Raw genomic sequence first — 17,469 nt, forward strand, 5'->3', positions numbered from 1 at the left:
TCAATCCGCACTTTCGACCCGAAGCGGACACTTAGTTTTCTGAAAAGCAGACGTTCATTGCAGGTTCGCTACGCAATCGTGAATCGCCTCAGCAAACTCGGGCGCCGACAGATCAACTCCGACTCGCGCAAGGGATAGCAGGAGTTGCTCAATTCCTTCCACAACGCCGACCAACCTTCCAACCTCGATTGGCGCTGGCCTGGCCGGGATCATTTGAGGAAGGTCAGTTTCAATATTTGCCACCCCGTTTTGAATGGAAATGTTTATCCCATACGGAAGGGTGTATTGCAGATTGGCCATCATTTGCCGAGTTTCGTGAGCCGGAAATCCAATTATTGTCCACCAGCATCCCTTCGTCGTCGAACGACTCTTCTTGGCCGACCGGCGCCTGATGCGGCAGCCCCTCTGCGTACCGGAGTGACCCGCCGCGGACGTTGGCCAATCAAGGAGTCGGACGCACAAATTCCAGCCCGAATTTCACGTTATAGACAACGAAGCGACCTTCGGGCGTTATGACGAGGCCAGTGATATTCTCCCGCTGAAAGTCGTCTATACGCGAATCATCATTGACGCCAAGGCTGACTGTCAAAGCCCCGTCTTTCTCGATTATGACCTTGTGGTCATACTTCACAACCGATCCGAAACAGGTAATTACGCCTCCATCCACAACTAGCTCTGAAAGCGGATCATCAGCACCCAACCAGCGACCCTGGATTTGCGGTGGCAGCGGCTCATCACGTCCCAATCGATTCACTCTTACCCCTCTTCCTCGAGTGCAGTGAAAGGGATTGTCGACGATCCGGGCAGCCCTGTCGAATGTTTCAAAGTGGCCGGGTAGAGGCAATGCCGTCTGCGGTCTCCCCGCCGAAGACCGGCCATTGAGCGTGGGCGGACGAAACATTGGACATACGAAATGAGTGGCGATTCGTACCGACGGCGCGGCTCTGACGTTGCGCTGGCGGCTGGCTCCGCCGATCACGCGACCTCATCGGCAGGCGCCCGGCTGGTTTGCGCCCGACCCGACAGAGACCAGTAGCAGCGCTACCGTGCCGTTCGGCTGTTTCGCAGCCGCGTCGCGGCCGTTGGCGCGCATTGCGTTACAAAATTAGTTGCAACGCGAATGTGCAGTGGTAACGAAATTAGTTGACGTTGAATACGCGCCGGCGCCTTCGCGGGCGCGTCAACGAGAGAAATGGTGCGTTGCACCAAGGTAGTAACAAATTTGCTTGCGCGAGCGCGGCTCACGCGCTCACACAAGTAATTCTGTTACCACTACGGCCCCGTGCGGCCCTTCGATCAAATTTATCGCCCGATTCGTCTGTTCCTGGGCTGCGCCGCGTCTGGTCCGCAACCGCGAGCGCGTGACGATACCAGCCGGCCGTTCTGGCCAGTTTCCCGGCTTCGCTGCAGAAGCCGCGGCGGGCTTTCACGCAGTCAATGAAGAGACGATAGTCGGCAGCGACGGTCGTGGACATCGGGCTGGGTTTGACCACCGGCGCCAAGGCCGGGTAGGGCAGCGCGTTACCACCGATGTGCAGGCCTTTGCGTGACCCCTTCCCCTGGTCCGTTGACCTGGGCTGTGCATCGATGAAGTTCGTCGGACAGTGGACAACACGGACCAGTTGTTTAACAGACGGTCACAGCCAGTCGTTTGGGAACGCAACTTCAAGGAATCGCATAAATGCCTTGACCTTAGCGTTCACGAGTCTGCTTGACGTATGGAGAGCCCACAGTTCAGACGGATGATCAACTGCACGTCCCCAGCTAACAAGCCTCCCGGTCTTCAGGTCCTCCGCCACCAGGATTCGTGGCAGCCGCGCTGCTCCGATCCCAGTAAGCGCCGCATCACGGATTATTGGAAGCGAGGGAAGCTGAAGTACAGATCGCGTTCGCACTTCCGGACCGTCAGGGGCAGGGATCCTCCAGATGGCGGAAGCTGCGTTTCGTACCGAAGTCCGGAGGATCACAGGAAGGGGCTTTTCTTCTTGCGTGATGGATGTCATCGAGGGAGCAGGAAGAGATGGAGCCGCGACGATGAGGACTTGGTCCCTAACGAAGCAGCGCCCCACTAAAGTCACGTCGGGTTTGGGATTGATGCGTATTACAACGTCGTAACCCTCCGCTACGAGATCGACCTCACGATCCTCCATCGTGATCTCAAGCGCCACCTCGGGGTAAGCGATTGTGAAGTCAGCAGCGAGCCGGCCGACCAATAGTTGCCCGAACACCTGGGGAACATTGATGCGCAATCGGCCACGTGGTTTTGCTCGGCCATCACGGAGCAATTCCGTCACCTCCGATATTTCGCTAAGCGGACCAGTGGCTCGGGTGTAAAGCACTTCCCCTTCATCGGTCAGCTGGATCGACCGCGAACCGCGCTCAAACAGTCGCACACCTAGGCTAGCCTCAAGCTCCATCACCTTGCGGGACAAGCTTGCCTTCGGCCGCCCGCTCACCCGGCTTGCTTGAGCGATGCCGCCATGCGTGGCCACCAGCACAAAGTCGGACAAAGAATCGAGATCCACAACCGTTCCATATTTGGGACGAACGGTCTCAAATCTAGCCTCTATCGCTGACAAAAACAACGCCCATAATAGGAAAAGGCAAGTAATTATGCGAGCCGCAACTAAAAACACAGGAGTTCGTATGACTATTCTAGTCACAGGCAGTACGGGCACGATCGGGACCCACCTTATCAATCATCTTGCTGGCGAAGGCGTCGCAATCCATGCGCTCACCCGCGATCCTAATAAAGCGAAATTCCCGGACGGCGTTGTGCCGGTCCGCGGCGACATGCTTGACGTGGAGGCGATGCGCAACGCGCTGTCGGAGGTGACCACACTTTTCCTGCTCAACGCTGTCACGCCCCAAGAGCTGTCTGAAGCGCTACTGACGCTGAACCTGGCGCGGGAAGCCGGGATTCAGCGGGTAGTCTACTTTTCCGTCTTCAATGGCCAGTCGTTCACCAGTGTTCCGCACTTCGCCGCAAAGTATTCGGTCGAGCAAATGATCGAGCAGTACGACATACCGGCAACGATACTGCGGCCCAACTGCTTCATGCAGAACGACGCGTTGTTCTTCAAAGATGCGCTTCTCGGAGCCGGCATCTACCCATTTCCCATCGGCGAGAAAGGTGTATCGATGGTCGATGCGCGCGACGTTGCCCAAGTTGCCGCCCGCGCACTGGTTGATCGCGAACGGGCGACAGACCCGCTGCCGCACCAGATCATTAATGTTGTCGGTCCGCAAGCGCTTACAGGCACCAGCATCGCAGCGATTTGGTCAGAACTCCTAGGGAAAACGGTGAAGTATGCTGGTGACGATACATCGCCCTTAGAAAAGCAGATTGGGCAGCACGCTCCGGGCTGGATGGCCATGGATCTGCGCTTGATGCTCGATCGCTTCGTCCAGGACGGCATGCGCGCAACGTCCAGCGATGTCGCGGAAATGGCTCGCCTTCTTGGTCGGCCACCACGTTCATACGCCGAGTTCGCAGCGGAAGCCATCGCTCAGTGGCGCAGCTGATCAAGCCACTTTCCTTGGACTGAAATCAAACGGGTCGTGCGGCAAACCGCCAGGAATACTCACTAAATGGAATTTTGACTATGGCTACTGAGGAACTACATGCTGGGCAAGCTGAGGGAAAGCTTGAATTGAGACTCCCCGCGAAAATCGGCGCCGGACTCTTCGCACTCTGGGGCATCCTGCACCTGTGGGTAGGATTTGAGGGATTCCATCAATACCTCGTCAGCCCCGCGCATGGTCAATGGAAAATGTTTATCGGTGGAAGCAACGCGCCATTCAGCGCCTTTGTATTTCCGACCGATCCTACGACGGCTCACGTGCACACAAACCTGATCCTGAACTTCTGCATCGACGTTGCAGGCTACGGAGTTCTGGGTATTTTCGTTTCATGGCTACTTTTTAAGCGAGCATCCTGGCTGGCTTACTTCATGGGCGTGGTTCTGGTGGGCATTGCTGACGTCAGCTTTACCTTCCTGCAAATGACTTCAGGAATCATAGCCCTGAATTTTCCAACGGTAAGCGGGCCGGTTATCTGGCTGCTTGCGGCGTTGATCGTTCCATTCGGAATGCCATCATTATCCAATTCGACTGAGAATTGATTTACAAGCCCGCATTCGGAAAAGTTGAGTGACTGCTGCGGGTCCACTAAGGAAGTTAGCGTCGAGATCGGGCGGGCCGCTGGAGGGTGCCCTCGAGCTTCCGAGTTCGGCCACAACCTGCCGTTCAGCGAACAGGGAAACCTGCCGTTGGAACGGCTGCATCACTCCGGAACCTGACGGACGAGCTACTTGCAAAATTCAGCTAAGCGGTCATTGCAAGTTGACATAGGCGCGGCGGATAGAGACCGGCTAAACGGACGTTCGCCCGGAACAGGCCATGAATGTCGGTTGCTGCTTCATCGACTGCGATATCTCGACTCGGCAAGCAAGCAAAAGTTTACGCTCCCGTGAGACTATGGGCGATGGAATACTTCGTCCAGTGCGCCGACTTTCCCGCCCTCACTTTCCCTCGGCGGGGCACGTAGGCATCTTCATCAAGATAAATCCATTTCAGGTGACCTATCGATCGACTCATGGCCCGTTTAGGGCCGGCAGGACTGTATTCGCGAATAGTTTCATGTTTTCCCAGCATTCTGCCTGCGGCATGTCCCCATAGCTGAACTCTCCAATGAAATGTTCTACCCCAAGCTCCTCTTGCATCTCTCGAAGGCGAACAATGCATTGATGCGGCGTACCGACTAAATGACGGTCCATGAAAGCGCGCACGAGCGTATCTCGTTGGGACACTTCCCACAACGATCCCGACGAACCGTCAGCGGCATAACGTTCATAGCTTTTCACGCCCGCAAGACTTCGCTTGGAAACACCGTAATGCCGATCAAGCATCGCGATCATCGGACGCATGTGACGCTCGGCTCTGGCCCGTGCATTCTCCAGTGTTGTCGCCACCGATACGTAAAGGTGACACGCCGGGGGGGGGGTGACAAGTGGTTTCGACGAACGATGAAGTATTTCGTGGTATCCGCGTATTTGCTTGCGCCCTTGTTCGAGATCTCTGTCCGGCGAAATCAAAAGCCCTAGCCCAAGCTCCGCCATTAGGTCGGTCGACTCGGGACTCGTCGCTGCACCATACATCCTTTGCTCCGGATTTGATATCGGCCGGGGACGCACAGCGATTTCCGGGATTTGAAAAAAAGTTCCATTGTAAGAAAAACGCGGCTGCGAGAGTCCCAGTCTGATAATCCGAACGGCTTCAGCAAAGCGCTCCCGCGATTGTTCCATTGGAATCTGGAACCCGTTGTATTCGCCTGCGCTAGTACCGCGCCCAAATCCAAGCAGCGTGCGCCCGCCAGAAAGAACATCAAGCGCGGCAATTTCCTCCGCAACCCGAACCGGGTGGTGCCATGGAAGTACGATTACGGCAGTTCCTAGAAGAAGTTTGTCGGTTTTAGCTGCGATATAACTCAACATCTGCAGTGCGTTGGGAACGGGAGAATGCCCTGTAAAATGATGTTCTACTGTCCAAATAGAATCGAAACCCAGAGTTTCAACTTCGAGGCCCAACTCCAACGCGCTGCGATAGACTTCGTAATCGGGTCGGCCGCCTCCGTTCATGAGAGCTAGTCCCGCTCCAAATTTCATGATGACGACTCCGTGAGAGGGTGAGGCGGGTAAGGCGGCCCGTGCCTTGTAGCACTTTATACCACTTGATCATCGATTGCCGCCCTTAGTTCCACATTTAAAAAATACTACTTCATTGGCCCAACGATCCATCGAGCCGTAAGGATGCATCTTCACGAAGAACGCGTTCTAAGAGGACGTTCACTTAGGTGCCGTCTCAAATGTAGAGGGTGCATAACTTTCTATAAATTATTACAGGTCGCAAAAACCATATCTTGGCTGTACCGCTTTAGCCGCTATTTCAGCTGAAAAGTTTTATAGCGCGCCGAGAAAATCGAGCAGCGATTTTGGCCAATCAGTACTTGTCAAGCCTGCACGTAATGTAAAGCCGTGCCCTCCGTGGTGCATGATGTTCCAATCGAAAGGAACGCCGAGGTCGCGCGCCCTATCGGCAAGTGCGAGCGCCCCAGAAATCGGTATAACGTCGTCGTCGATTGCGTGAGTCAGATGAAAGGGCGGCGATTGCGAATCAAGCAAACGTTCGAGGTCAAACTGACGCCTAGTACGCAGGTCGGCCTGGCTGGCGCCGAGAAAATTCCGCACCGATTCTTCGTGCGTCGGCGGACTCAGGCGAACTAGCGCGTAGACCAACATGAGCCTGTTCGGGCGCGCCGACACTGCGTCGACGAGATCATCATCGAGATCGGTGTGGAGATTGGGGGCGAATGATACGAGGCCGGCCAAATGTCCGCCCGCGCTAAACCCAATGAGACCGATTCGGGCACCATCAATTCCGAACCCGTCGGCATTATTGCGTAAAAGACGAACTGCTCGCGTGAGATCGTTGAACGCGTGAGGAAAAGCGTGAGGAGTTGTCCGGTAATACAGGATGCCTACGTGGAAACCATGCTCTCTGAGTACAAGTGCAACCGGTGTGCATTCTTGCGGGGCGACGACTTTGTAGCCACCGCCAGGCACCACAATGACAGCGGGGTTCCTCGCTGCGCGGGGTGTCGTCGGAGCAAAAAGTTCCAACCGTCCTGTGCCGAAGGGCAGCGAACCCTTAAGGCTTCCCCAAAGGGGAATCACCTGACATTCAGGCGTCAATCCGAGGCTGTTCCGCATGCTTCGTGCGCGAGAAAGTCGCAAGCTGCCGATTAAGCCGCTTCGAAATGTGAGAAATGAGGGTTTTGAATTCTTCGCAGTAGACATTCACGTTGTCGAATCCGCGATCGCAGGAATAGCGCTGGGAAATATGCCCCCCCCGGCAAGCCGTGAAAAACTGGCACGCCTCACATTGCTTGGCCGGCCGAAAGCGCTCACAGGAGTCCCGGAACACGGCACTTTCAATTACCTCCTTCACTGAATGATCGACAACATTAAGGCCGAGCTTGGTCGCGCCGCTGTAGGCAGTCTTCAATGTATCATCGAGCTCATATGAGCCGTCCGTTTCAATCACCAAGGCGTCAATCGGGGCCGCCTCATCGGAATTGTCAGGCAACAGTAACCGAACGATGTATTGCTCGAAAGTTCGCGCTCGAATTCCGGAGTTGCCATCAAACCAGTAGTCAAAGCATTCGATGAGCCATTGTCCGTATTCGCGGCCGTCCCACGTGTCATGATTGAGAAGTGGAAAAAGAAAATCAACAGCGGGGGGATTGAACTGCGCAATATAGTCAAACACCGCGCGTGCTGAAAAAGATGGATCAACTACAACAAGAAATCCCTGGAATATGCTGCGATACTCCGACGCAATCAGCGCTCGTATGCGCTCCTCGAGTTTCTGACCTGTAGGTCGTCCCAGTTGATCGAGGCGCCACCGATCGTTGAGTTGCGGCGGTCCATCTACGCTCAAGTAGAGCCCAATAGCATTGGTTGCTAGCCATTTGCATGTCGCGTTATCAAGTAGCAGCCCATTGGATTGAATCGAGGAGTTCACTTCGATGCTGCTTTCGTTAAACGCTTTACGGATCGCTTCAATGTATAGTTGTAGCCTCGACATGCCGGCAAGTAGTGGTTCACCCCCGTGAAAGTTAATGTTAATTGATCGAATCCCGCGCGATTCACAGTGCAGCCTGATTTTCCTCGCTGCAGCTTCGGCAACGCCCAAGGTCATGTAGCCAGGTTGGCCCCGCCACGAGGTATCGGCGGCATGGTAAACGTAACAATAGCGGCAATTCAGATTGCAGCGGCTCGCGATCTTCCAGACGTAAGTTGTGATGGACATAGATTGGGCTTCTTAGCTTCGCAGCGATATTGCGTCACGTTGACCCGCGACCTGCGCTGTTGATGCGACCGAGTCGGGTGGTCGTACACTGGTTAAACCGCCCCCTGTTTCCCCGGCCGCAGTAATAAGTGCCGGGGAACACGCCACTGATCTGATCGATTGATCCCGGCGTCAAGTCTTGTTCAACTCACCGACAGAAATTTTTGCGGGCGACGTATAGGTGCCTCCGTGATGCCTGCGCAAACAGCTGCTCACGGCGTCGTTCAAGACATCTTTCAAAACGTTGCTCTCCAGACTGCTGATATCTTGAACACTAATAGACTCCAGTTCCGCCACCGACATCTTGTTGACCAGATCTTCAAACTGCCCCTTGGTATGCTCGCCATCGAATTCTCTAACTGTCGCCGGAATCATTGAATGCCTCCTGTTTCACTGCAAAAATGAATCAGCGCAGGTAGCAACGAATCATCCCGCGCTGGACACAACCACGCTGATTTCCCCCTGAACCTATCAGCACTTCTTCAGCAGGGGATCTTCAGCATGGAACCCTCATCAGAGCGGTCGCTATATGGACGCACGCCCCGCCAAAATAAAATACATGGCTGTCACACAAACCTTTTCATTGAGCCAGATGGTTTTGGGACAGTCAAACTGTGAAGTGTCATGTTACCGTCCATCGTGTTTAGGCCTTACTGTCCATGAAAAAGTTGATCGATAAGTTCGGCAAGCGTAGATATGCGACTATCGCCCGGCGTGCCGTACCCGACGAAATGTGTACACGCGGCCTTCGCCGCGGCCCTGTCGTTGGAGGTATCGCCCACAAACCATGCTTTGCAGCAGTCAACGCCCGTTTTGTCACAGGCTTTTATAAGAAGATCTGGAGCAGGTTTCGGACCGACACCTTTGGAAGGTGCGCACATCGCAATCGGCTTGAGACCAAAATGATGGGCAAGAGTGTCGACAAGCTCTAGGGGAGCATTGGTAACTATGGCTGTTGGTAGACCCGATTGCCGGCATGAGTCGAACAGATGCTTCGCGTGTGGTTCGATCCTCACCAGACCAACGAATTCAGCAAAAACATCCGTATATTGTCGACCGATCTCGGCGGGATTGGCACCTTGAAAGAAAAGGGCCGCGTCCGCTTCGACCGATTGCCCCCACGTTTCAAGGAAGTGCGCGCGATCAATGGGCGGCGTCCCCCGTTGCTGGGCGACTGCATTCATCGTATTCAGCCACGCCTCTTGTGTCTGGACTAGAACGCCGTCGAAGTCGAGCAAAAGCGCGCCCGGCATCAACGATCGCCTATTACTCTCTTCAGGGCAGTTCAATCCAACGTGCATCACGGTCCTCACAAGTGTTCGAGTAGGCTGCATTGTTCAGACGACACCTGATAAGCCAGCGACTCTCGTCAGAAAATGTTGCCCTGGAATGCAGGGTCATACGGTTCATCATGCAGGAGACTTCGCCTCGTTCGAGATTGAATTCATAGGCCGGCGTCCGCCGGATCGCCTCCAGCAGACCCGCTATCGCAGACTCCTCTTCGATGCTTGGCGAGCGACTCAGTACGTCGAAAGCATCAAGGATAGCGCCTAGCCGAAATCTAATCCCTGCCCGCCCGAAAACGATAGGGGCCAGCAGGACGCGTACAGGCCGCCGAAGCTTGCCGCCAAATGGAAACAGGTGGTCACGAAGCATCTGCTCGGTATTGAGACCATCTGGCATAGACCGCAATTGTCCGAGTACCTCTGCCACGCTCCAGACAAAGCTTGTCCCGCCCCTATTGGCCTGTCGGACACACCAGAGCGTGACGATGTCCTCCGGTTTAGGTTTGGAGCTTTCGTCTGCGTGCACTTCGCAGTCAAAGCTGTATGTAACATCCGAACTCAGTGGGTCTATCGGTCTTACATCGTCGGCCACGGTTTTGCTGCCGTAGGCGTTGTCGTTGGAAATGTCGCCTAGCAACGATACGAGTGCGGTGATGGTCGCATGGTATTGTCCAGGCGAAAGATCAACCCAGGGGAACGAGCGGACAACACAGAAATGCGGTGGCTTCGCTAGGCGACGCAGGATTGCTTCAGCGCACTGCGCCCATCGTGGGAGCGCCTCTTGCAAGTGCCAACGCAGCGCAGCGCGTCCGTCCGGTGAATTCAGATCGGAACCACGCTTCATGAGTGTGTGAGCGACGGCGACGTCTGGGAGATCGAGACGTGTTTCAACGATCAACGTCTCGGGTAACGGTCTAGTAGTCGTCTCGAATGCGGTTTGCTGCATGATGGCTCAACCTCCGTCTCTCCTGTCACCAACGGCGTAACTGCCATGACAAGCAAATATAGAAATCCCTTGGCTTAGCGAAGTTGCAGCAAAGCCTGCGGATCGTCATAGTGAAGACGTAACGCAGGTGTGTACAATTTCCATACGAAGCGGACACGATTTGAACCGGAGCGCGACGGAATGGGTTCTAACGATCGAGCTTGATGAACTAGACACGGCGTGCACCCGCCTCTAGTTCAAACAAGGCTCCAATAATTCTGTCAACATGGTCTGCCTCAAGCCGCTCATTCCATGGCAACACGAGCACGCGTGACAAGCCAGTAACTACGCCCGGGAATCTGTCGGGACTATATACCAGTGCTTCAGCTCTAGCGAGGCCAAAGGGATATTGACTGGAACCAAAGGTGCGACGCTCGCGCATCATCGACCACTCGTAAGCGGGCGGTTTGTAATGCGGAGAACTTGGAATCCCCTTGAGGACAAGTCCCCGAGCTACCTCGTTGACACTGAGCCCATTCGCATTGGTTGGGATCACGAGCGGATAACGCCAGAACGCATGTCTCGCTCCATCGACGTCCGTCGCGCGCGCGAAGCAGCAGCTAGAAGTCAGTGCCTGGTCAAGACGTGCGGCCGAAATTCTCCTATTTTCAACGAAACGCTCTAGGCGATCGAGTTGAGCTAACGCTACTGCGGCTTCGAGTTCGGTCATGCGATAGTTCATGGCGAGAAAATGATGATCCGGAACCGGATCGGAATAGTCGCGTGCTTTATTAATGAATTGGCGCATACGCCGGGCTAATGTCATATCCGCTGTCGCGACGAAGCCCCCTTCGCCAGTGCTCATGTGCTTCGTCTGCTGCATGCTAAACGTAGCGATGTCTCCATAGGTTCCGACGAGCCGGCCGTGCAGAGTTGCAAGATACGATTGTGAGCAATCCTCAATAACTGGGATTCGATGACGGTTTGCTAGGCTCACAATCGCATCAACCGGAGCAGGCGCTCCGAACATGTGAGTTACGATGATTCCAGCAGTCCGATCGCTGATGCATTGCGCCACAGTCTGCGCCGTCATTTGATACGTTGACGCGTCCAAATCGGCAAAGACAGGGATTGAACCCTGCCAGAGGATAGGCGCGATTCCACCAAAGTCCGTCAAGGGGCTGACAATGAACTCGCTTCCGGGCTCAGGGTTGAGTGCCGCGACGGCAACGTGCACCGCCGCGGTGCCGGAATTGCAAGCGATCACATGCTCAAGGCCTAGCCGCCCAGACGCGGCAATCTCGAATGCCTTGGCAAAACGTCCAGACGATACCGTCAAAGTGCCGGACTCAAGCACTGCACGCAGATTGTCCAGTTCAGGCGCTCCATATGTGCGACCGCTGCTATCGCCATCGTTTGGCAAACTGATTGGCAAGTCGCGCCCTTCCGATTGTGCGTCCGCTTTATCGGGACTACCTGAACGCCGTGCTCTGCAATCTTGGGGTGGCGCATGAACTTCTGTACATGCGTAGTGCTCGTGATAGTCGCGCATCGTGTGCAGCAGTATTTCCTTGACAGATCTGCTTGGTTTCCATCCCAAGAGTTCATCTGCCTTGCTCAGCTGAGGCATTCGTCGGTCGCAATCTTCGTAGCCGGCTCCATAGAATTCAAATCCACTTACATTTTCGATCGGGTGGTCGTTATAGGACACGTCACGAGTGATTTCCGCGTAAGTGCTCCGCATAAGGGTAGCGAGTTCTGCGATCGTTACTTCGTTGCGGCTATTGCCGATATTGAAGATCTGATTGCGGGCCCTCTCCGGTCTGTCGAGCATCAACTCCACAGCGGCGGCGGCCTCTTCGACGGCGACAAGCGTACGCCTCGCTTGGCCACCATCGACTAATTGCATCGGCGTGCGATTCAAAAGGGCCGCCATAAAGCATGCGAGAACTCGGGGTACTCCTTCGCCATCGCGCCCCGGAACGTAGTCCATCCTCGGCCCGAAAAAATTGAATGGCCGAATCACGGTGAATGGCATGCCGTGCTCACGGTGATGTGCATAGATGAAGCGCTCTATGAGCTGCTTTGCACACGCATAAGTCCACCGCTGGCTGGCAATTGGCCCCATTATCAACGGACTCTCGTCCTCGCGCAGTTCATAGAGGTCGGGGTCAGCGTATTGATTTCCATCTAAGTAACTGCTGACGGTTCGGCCGTAGACCTCGCTCGTAGAAAAGTGTATCAGCCATCGATTATGCTTCGCACAAAGGTCGATAGTAGGGTATACATCGAACAGATTGGCACGAATGACGTCAATAGGCCGTGTGTTGTATTCGGAAGGATTGCAGATCGCGGCAAGGTTCAAGACGGCATCGGCCTTTTCGATTGCCGCTTCGAGGATGTGCGAGTCGCACGGATCGTTGCAACTGGTCCGATGTAGCCGGAAGCGCGGATTATGGAGATGCATTTCGATCTTGCGGACGTCAGGATCCCATCCTTCCACCACTACATCTTCTCGCGGGAGTAGCCGATCTAGAAGATGGCTGCCGACGAAGCCTCCGCATCCCAGCATCACAATGTTCTTAATTCTTGAGTACGTCACAGGCTGCTCCCCGTTTGCTCGGTTACGGTTAATGGCAAATGCGCTGCAGTGGACGGACGCCTTTACGAATTGAGAATTTTCCTCTTTCATGAATTAGTCAGACGATAGCGTTTGGTACCCGGACGAAGCGCACTTCAAACCGAAATCGAAAGCAACATCGCTAATGTCTACCGCGTTTGCCTTTACGCCTTACCCGCGGTCAGCTTCGCTGAACTACCCAAGACCCTAGTAGTTGTAGCAGTCTATTTAAGTGCAATCAAGGTAAGTTGTTACGGTCGCAGACTGTCCAGCGCCACTCCGAAACTTACGGCCGCCTTTAACTTCAGAGCCACAGCGCCGTCCGGACCGGTATGCTGGACAATCGCGTATGACGTGGAAGCCTTTTTCGGAGTTTGGGGCCGGTTACCTCGGCAAGCGAGCGCTCATGATGGACATTGTGCCCAACCGGAATCTCGTCAAGAGATGTTCTCTCGTCACCAAAGCAAAAGGAGGCGGCAACCCTCAGGTTTATTGGAATCGCCAATCCCTGTTGGATATTCCCCTATACCTCTCACCAGGCAATCGGACGTTGTGAATCTTTTTGCGCAAGCTGCAGCGAACAGTCGATGCGAACAGTCGATAGCCACGGAATCCATGGCGTACCTTGGATCGGCACTGTGAGCGCTGTCGTCTCTGGTCAGAATGCTTACTGCTCGGCGGGGCTACATCCGGACGGCCGCATTGCACCTGCGCATGGCGAATGCATATCGAACTGTCCTGCTGCCGGTCCAACCTGTCATCGATTTCGTCCGTTGCTGTCTGTTGAAGAAGAAATCATTCGGCGCGTTGCTCCGTGCGTGCTTGGAGTTTGCGAACGGTGAAGTTCTTGTTGCGGTTGTTGACCGTCTTGAATTTGCTACCGTCGACGGCAACCGATGCATCTGAGAACAGATACAACCGCCCGCAAACCAATACAAACTCATGGCAGCGTTTGCGAATCACATCACCTCTTGCATGCGCGTGTCGTGGGTCACGAATAGCCGGACAGACTGAAATCGAACGCGCACTCGACTATAACGTATGTTCAACAGGGGCATCGCCAGCAGCCTGCGGAGCAGGCATGGGAGCACCCGTTCCGAGCGATTCGCGATCACTATGATGTATGTGCGACAGAGCGCCAAGCTGTACCAATACACGAGGGAACATTGTCGGACGCTTGGCCTATGCTCAATGCAGCGTCGTCTTGGAATATTCGGCGTCGTCCAAGCTATGGACGTCCCTATGAAAGTGCTCGTCACGACGGCATACCTGTCGATGTTTGCGAGGCAGTGTTGCTTATGCCGCGATAGTCGCTGCTGCCCAAAAATAGTCGCTCGAACCGGAGGTGGACGGCCGTGCATTCGGATGTAGAGTCGAACATCGTCTCTATCTGGTATAGGTGACTAATGACCGTTGGGCTTTCCTCGAATTAGGTGCGCTATCGACGTCAGCAAAGCCGAACGTAGCCGGTGCGGGCCGGGGGGCGCGCGAACGGCGGCTATGGCCGCCGCGTCCCCGAGAAGTCGGCGTGGATGACCGCACCACTCTGATACGCGCCGTTGAAGCTCGGACGACTCGACCGGCGGCTGCGGGTCGGGTTGCGTCAGTTCGCTCTCCAGATTCGACACCGGAAAGCGGCCACTGAAAATCCGCTTCCCGGAAGCGGCCAGTTGCCAGTGAGTACTCCCGACCCGAAGCGGCCAGCGAGCATATCTCACAGAACGGCGGTTGATCGCTGGACTTCGGCCGCTGGCACGCGCGAGCTGCCCCTTGCGATAGTGCATCAGTGCTCCGACAGGCATCAGGCGCATGGCAAGCAGCTTTTCGCGCAGCAGCGCGAGCTAACTTCTAAGTTGTGCGACCATAGGGCTATGAGACTGGCGGGGCTGATGGTGTGTATTAGCTGCTCACAATCCAGTCGTAGTAGGGATCGAGCGTTGTTGCCTGGAAGCCAACACCGTCAACCCGCAGCGAAGCCTGCCCTGGTCCCAGGTTGTACCACTGGGACCACACGCCATTTGCATCGGCTGAGCGCGTCTGCACGTTCCACGCGCCGAGCGGATTGGTATTGTGGTAAGCCGTGTCGAACGTCTCGATGATCGGGCCCCATGAACCCACCCAGCCACTCCGTTGGTCGTCATCCGTCGCGGCGTAATCATGCGAGTACATTGAAGCCCAGTTATTTAGGGACTTGTCGTAAAGGAAAACCTCATTTCTCCACTGGCCATCACTGATTTTTTTTGTGCTGTTGCAGATCGGCAGAATTGCCAAAGACGCTCCACCCACGGTCTGCTGGAGCTGAAATTTGCCGGCCACTTCGCCAAAACTCATGGTTTTGACCCAACGAACGTCATTGCCGTTGGCATCCGTTCCGGCCGAAATAGACCAGTCGAAAATTGAAAACGAGAACTGCCCGGTGCCGTCGTATAAAACTAGCGCCTCGACACCGTACGACGATCGATTTGTCGCGGTGATATAAAGGTAAGTCGTCGACGCGCCGCCCATCGTGGCGGGGCTCACGGCGTTCCAGATGATTTCAGCGCCTGTCGCAAATTCCGTCTTATAGTCCGGATCATAGAAGGTGCCATAGCCGACACCCCCGGGGACGGGTCGGATCTGTCCCGGGCTGGCACCATCGAGCGAGTTCGCGAAACTGTGCGACATTAGGGATAAGTAGCGCTGCCGTTGAGGCGCCCCAAGCGTTGAATGCGTGTTCAATATATGTTCCTTGCTTCGCAGGAATGCCTTCTGGAACTCCACGCTAGGCCGGCTCGCAGCCATGGGGGCAGTGAGTTCGCGTTTTTTCGCGCCGGGAACGTCGTCACGGATGGTGGCGGTTGTCGGGGGTAGGGGCAGTCCGGTCATCGCAGCATCCTCCGGTTAAACGACAGACGATGAGGGGCGCGTAGTGCTAAAAGGAGCGAATGGAAAAAGACGGTCCTATTTCCGCGACCTTCAGTACGCACAGCTTTGGCGACGCGAGTTCGTCGTTGAACTTGCTACGGCGACGTCGCTGCAGATGTGTTTGAGGCCGCACTCGCTCGAGCCGCGCGAAGCTGTTCAAGCGCATTCACAAGCCCCGTCTGGGCATTGGCGATTGAGGTGGACGACCCAATGCGCGCTGACGAGAGAGCTGTTTGTGCATTGACAACGGCGGTCTCAGCGTTGGCGAGCGTTGCCGCCTGCTGGATCTGCGCGGACTTGACGGCTACATCACCATTTATCCGCGCAACGGACGCTGTGTCGTAGTTGACGCGCATCTGGAGCAACTGGGTCGGAATTGTCATGATGTCGTTTGCTATCCGCACAGGTATCCCTGCAATTGCCGCGACTTCACTTGGCCGTTGCATGGTGTAGTCGGTCAGCATCCCGTCGGTAAAGCCGTAGGTCAGCGTTGTAGTTGTGAACGCTCCCGCTTTCGACGTCGCAACGTATTGCGTGGTGGAATCAGGCACGATGATCTGCCACGCCTGTGCAGGTGGTGACGACACAAGTGTGCACGTTCCAGCGACTCCATTCGGTGCCTTCGCGTTCGCGTCCTTCTTTGCGTCATTGTTCGCAATCGGTTTTGCCGGTGCGTGCGGATTGACACCAGGCTGTACCTTTGGATTGGGCATAGCGCCCACACCAAGGGCTGGTGCCGGAACGGGCTTCGGGGAATTGTTTGCGCCCGCTGGATCTGCCGGATGCGGGGGAGTAGGAGCGACTTTAGAAGGTGTGTCCGGTGCGCCCGGATCAGCTTTTGGCTTCACTATCGTGACTATCACTGGCATTGCAGCGCGATAGGCAAGTCCGGCGATCTGCGTCGGTTGCGTTGACGCGGGTGTAGGCGGGATCTTTCGGGCTTCGGGATCGGGACTCACTACAATGTTGAAACTCGCGCCCGCATCGGTGAGCTGCTGCCGTGCTTGATCGACGGCCTCCTTGTTGCGCGGATCGAAAACCCACGCATAGCTAAATGGATCGCAATTCTGCACGGCTGCGGCCGCTTTAGCTGGCTCCGGGATGGGAGCGCCTACGAGACCAGTGCCGAGAGTAATAGCCGTGTCCGCGAGCGTCACGATGATACTGGGCGTCTGATCGGTGGACGTCACAGTCGACGTGTTCAATAGACCCTTCACGATCGACAGCTTCATGTTGTCGTCGCGGGTCCAGTTATGGTTCAGGTTGCCGATGTAGCGGGCGTTCGGGTCTGCAACGACGCCCAGTGATGTGAACGAGACGGTCTCGTTCAGATCGCCCACTTTGAGGGCAGTAAGTGCAGTCTGCGCCTGCTTCTGCGTATCGGTGTCCTGCTTTAGTTTGGCTTGCGCCGCGGCTTTCTTGTCTGGGTCTTTCGCAGCGTCTGCGGCGGTTATGTCGCCATTGTCCTGAGTGACTGCCTTTTGCGCGTCATCTGCGGCCTTCTTAGCCTTGTCGACATCATCCTGGGTCACCTTGGTGCGGGAAGCCTGAATATAAACAAGTCCCATTGGCAGCGAATACACAAATCCATCCGCATTGGCGTCAGGGGAGGCACTGGAGACGACCAGATCCGTGCAGCCAGCAAGAAACGCGATCGACATCGCGCAACTGCCGATGACTCGAGTGTTCATAATGATCTCGCTTCAGGTTCGAACGGCCCGTCGGAATCAAGCGAAGATGCTCGGAGATAATTCCAGCTTATTAGAGTGTCCGTGAAGGACCGGCCTATTATTCTTTTCGTCGGCAGTCCAGCTCTGTGCGCC

Annotated in this window: 14 protein-coding genes and 1 pseudogene; 2 read left to right on the forward strand and 13 right to left on the reverse strand. The window is 55.5% G+C overall.

Translation table 11 applies throughout. The annotated features are described in order from the left end of the window. Positions 1-54: 54 nt before the first annotated feature. The 3 genes from AAGS40_RS27165 to AAGS40_RS27175 all read right to left on the reverse strand — a co-directional run bounded on the left by AAGS40_RS27165 (position 55) and on the right by AAGS40_RS27175 (position 2,525). Positions 55-303 (reverse strand): hypothetical protein, encoded by a 249-nt coding sequence (locus AAGS40_RS27165; RefSeq protein WP_345816661.1) that lies wholly within the window; start codon positions 301-303, stop codon positions 55-57. A gap of 139 nt (positions 304-442) precedes the next feature. Beyond that, entirely contained in the window at positions 443-754 is a 312-nt protein-coding gene (locus AAGS40_RS27170; RefSeq protein ID WP_345816662.1) for a hypothetical protein, read from the reverse strand. An 883-nt stretch (positions 755-1,637) separates the two neighbouring features. Next, the gene (locus tag AAGS40_RS27175; RefSeq protein WP_345816663.1) at positions 1,638-2,525 is read right to left on the reverse strand and encodes a LysR family transcriptional regulator; all 888 of its coding nucleotides are present in this window, start codon (positions 2,523-2,525) and stop codon (positions 1,638-1,640) included. A gap of 121 nt (positions 2,526-2,646) precedes the next feature. Between AAGS40_RS27175 and AAGS40_RS27180 the strand changes: the two genes are divergently transcribed. Both AAGS40_RS27180 and AAGS40_RS27185 read left to right on the forward strand, forming a co-directional pair. Continuing rightward, the gene (locus tag AAGS40_RS27180; RefSeq protein WP_345816664.1) at positions 2,647-3,525 is read left to right on the forward strand and encodes an NmrA/HSCARG family protein; all 879 of its coding nucleotides are present in this window, start codon (positions 2,647-2,649) and stop codon (positions 3,523-3,525) included. 80 nt (positions 3,526-3,605) lie between these two features. After that, positions 3,606-4,124, forward strand: a complete 519-nt coding sequence (locus AAGS40_RS27185) for a hypothetical protein (RefSeq protein WP_345816665.1) — start codon at positions 3,606-3,608, stop codon at positions 4,122-4,124. A 471-nt stretch (positions 4,125-4,595) separates the two neighbouring features. On the opposite strand, the gene AAGS40_RS27190 is transcribed toward AAGS40_RS27185, so the two are convergent. The 10 genes and pseudogenes from AAGS40_RS27190 to AAGS40_RS27235 all read right to left on the reverse strand — a co-directional run bounded on the left by AAGS40_RS27190 (position 4,596) and on the right by AAGS40_RS27235 (position 17,337). Further along, positions 4,596-5,666 (reverse strand): LLM class flavin-dependent oxidoreductase, encoded by a 1,071-nt coding sequence (locus AAGS40_RS27190; protein WP_345816666.1) that lies wholly within the window; start codon positions 5,664-5,666, stop codon positions 4,596-4,598. A 294-nt stretch (positions 5,667-5,960) separates the two neighbouring features. Then, positions 5,961-6,770 (reverse strand): alpha/beta hydrolase, encoded by an 810-nt coding sequence (locus tag AAGS40_RS27195; RefSeq protein ID WP_345816667.1) that lies wholly within the window; start codon positions 6,768-6,770, stop codon positions 5,961-5,963. Next, a complete protein-coding gene (locus tag AAGS40_RS27200) occupies positions 6,742-7,872 on the reverse strand; it encodes a radical SAM protein (RefSeq protein ID WP_345816668.1) in 1,131 nt (376 codons plus the stop codon). Before AAGS40_RS27200 ends, AAGS40_RS27195 begins: the two co-directional genes overlap by 29 nt. Positions 7,873-8,043: 171 nt before the next feature. Next, the gene (locus AAGS40_RS27205; RefSeq protein WP_345816669.1) at positions 8,044-8,286 is read right to left on the reverse strand and encodes a hypothetical protein; all 243 of its coding nucleotides are present in this window, start codon (positions 8,284-8,286) and stop codon (positions 8,044-8,046) included. Between the two features lie 275 nt (positions 8,287-8,561). Further along, positions 8,562-9,164, reverse strand: a complete 603-nt coding sequence (locus AAGS40_RS27210) for an HAD family hydrolase (RefSeq protein ID WP_345816670.1) — start codon at positions 9,162-9,164, stop codon at positions 8,562-8,564. Between the two features lie 22 nt (positions 9,165-9,186). Beyond that, a complete protein-coding gene (locus AAGS40_RS27215; protein ID WP_345816671.1) occupies positions 9,187-10,143 on the reverse strand; it encodes a TauD/TfdA family dioxygenase in 957 nt (318 codons plus the stop codon). A 208-nt stretch (positions 10,144-10,351) separates the two neighbouring features. Next, positions 10,352-12,814 (reverse strand): DegT/DnrJ/EryC1/StrS family aminotransferase, encoded by a 2,463-nt coding sequence (locus tag AAGS40_RS27220; RefSeq protein WP_345816672.1) that lies wholly within the window; start codon positions 12,812-12,814, stop codon positions 10,352-10,354. Positions 12,815-13,558: 744 nt separating this feature from the next. Then, positions 13,559-13,702: pseudogene (locus AAGS40_RS27225) on the reverse strand (IS5/IS1182 family transposase); the annotation flags it as partial. A gap of 939 nt (positions 13,703-14,641) precedes the next feature. Beyond that, entirely contained in the window at positions 14,642-15,607 is a 966-nt protein-coding gene (locus AAGS40_RS27230) for a hypothetical protein (protein ID WP_345816673.1), read from the reverse strand. Positions 15,608-15,741: 134 nt separating this feature from the next. Continuing rightward, a complete protein-coding gene (locus tag AAGS40_RS27235; protein WP_345816674.1) occupies positions 15,742-17,337 on the reverse strand; it encodes a hypothetical protein in 1,596 nt (531 codons plus the stop codon). Positions 17,338-17,469: the final 132 nt, after the last annotated feature.

The organism is Paraburkholderia sp. PREW-6R (assembly GCF_039621805.1).
Lineage (GTDB): Bacteria > Pseudomonadota > Gammaproteobacteria > Burkholderiales > Burkholderiaceae > Paraburkholderia.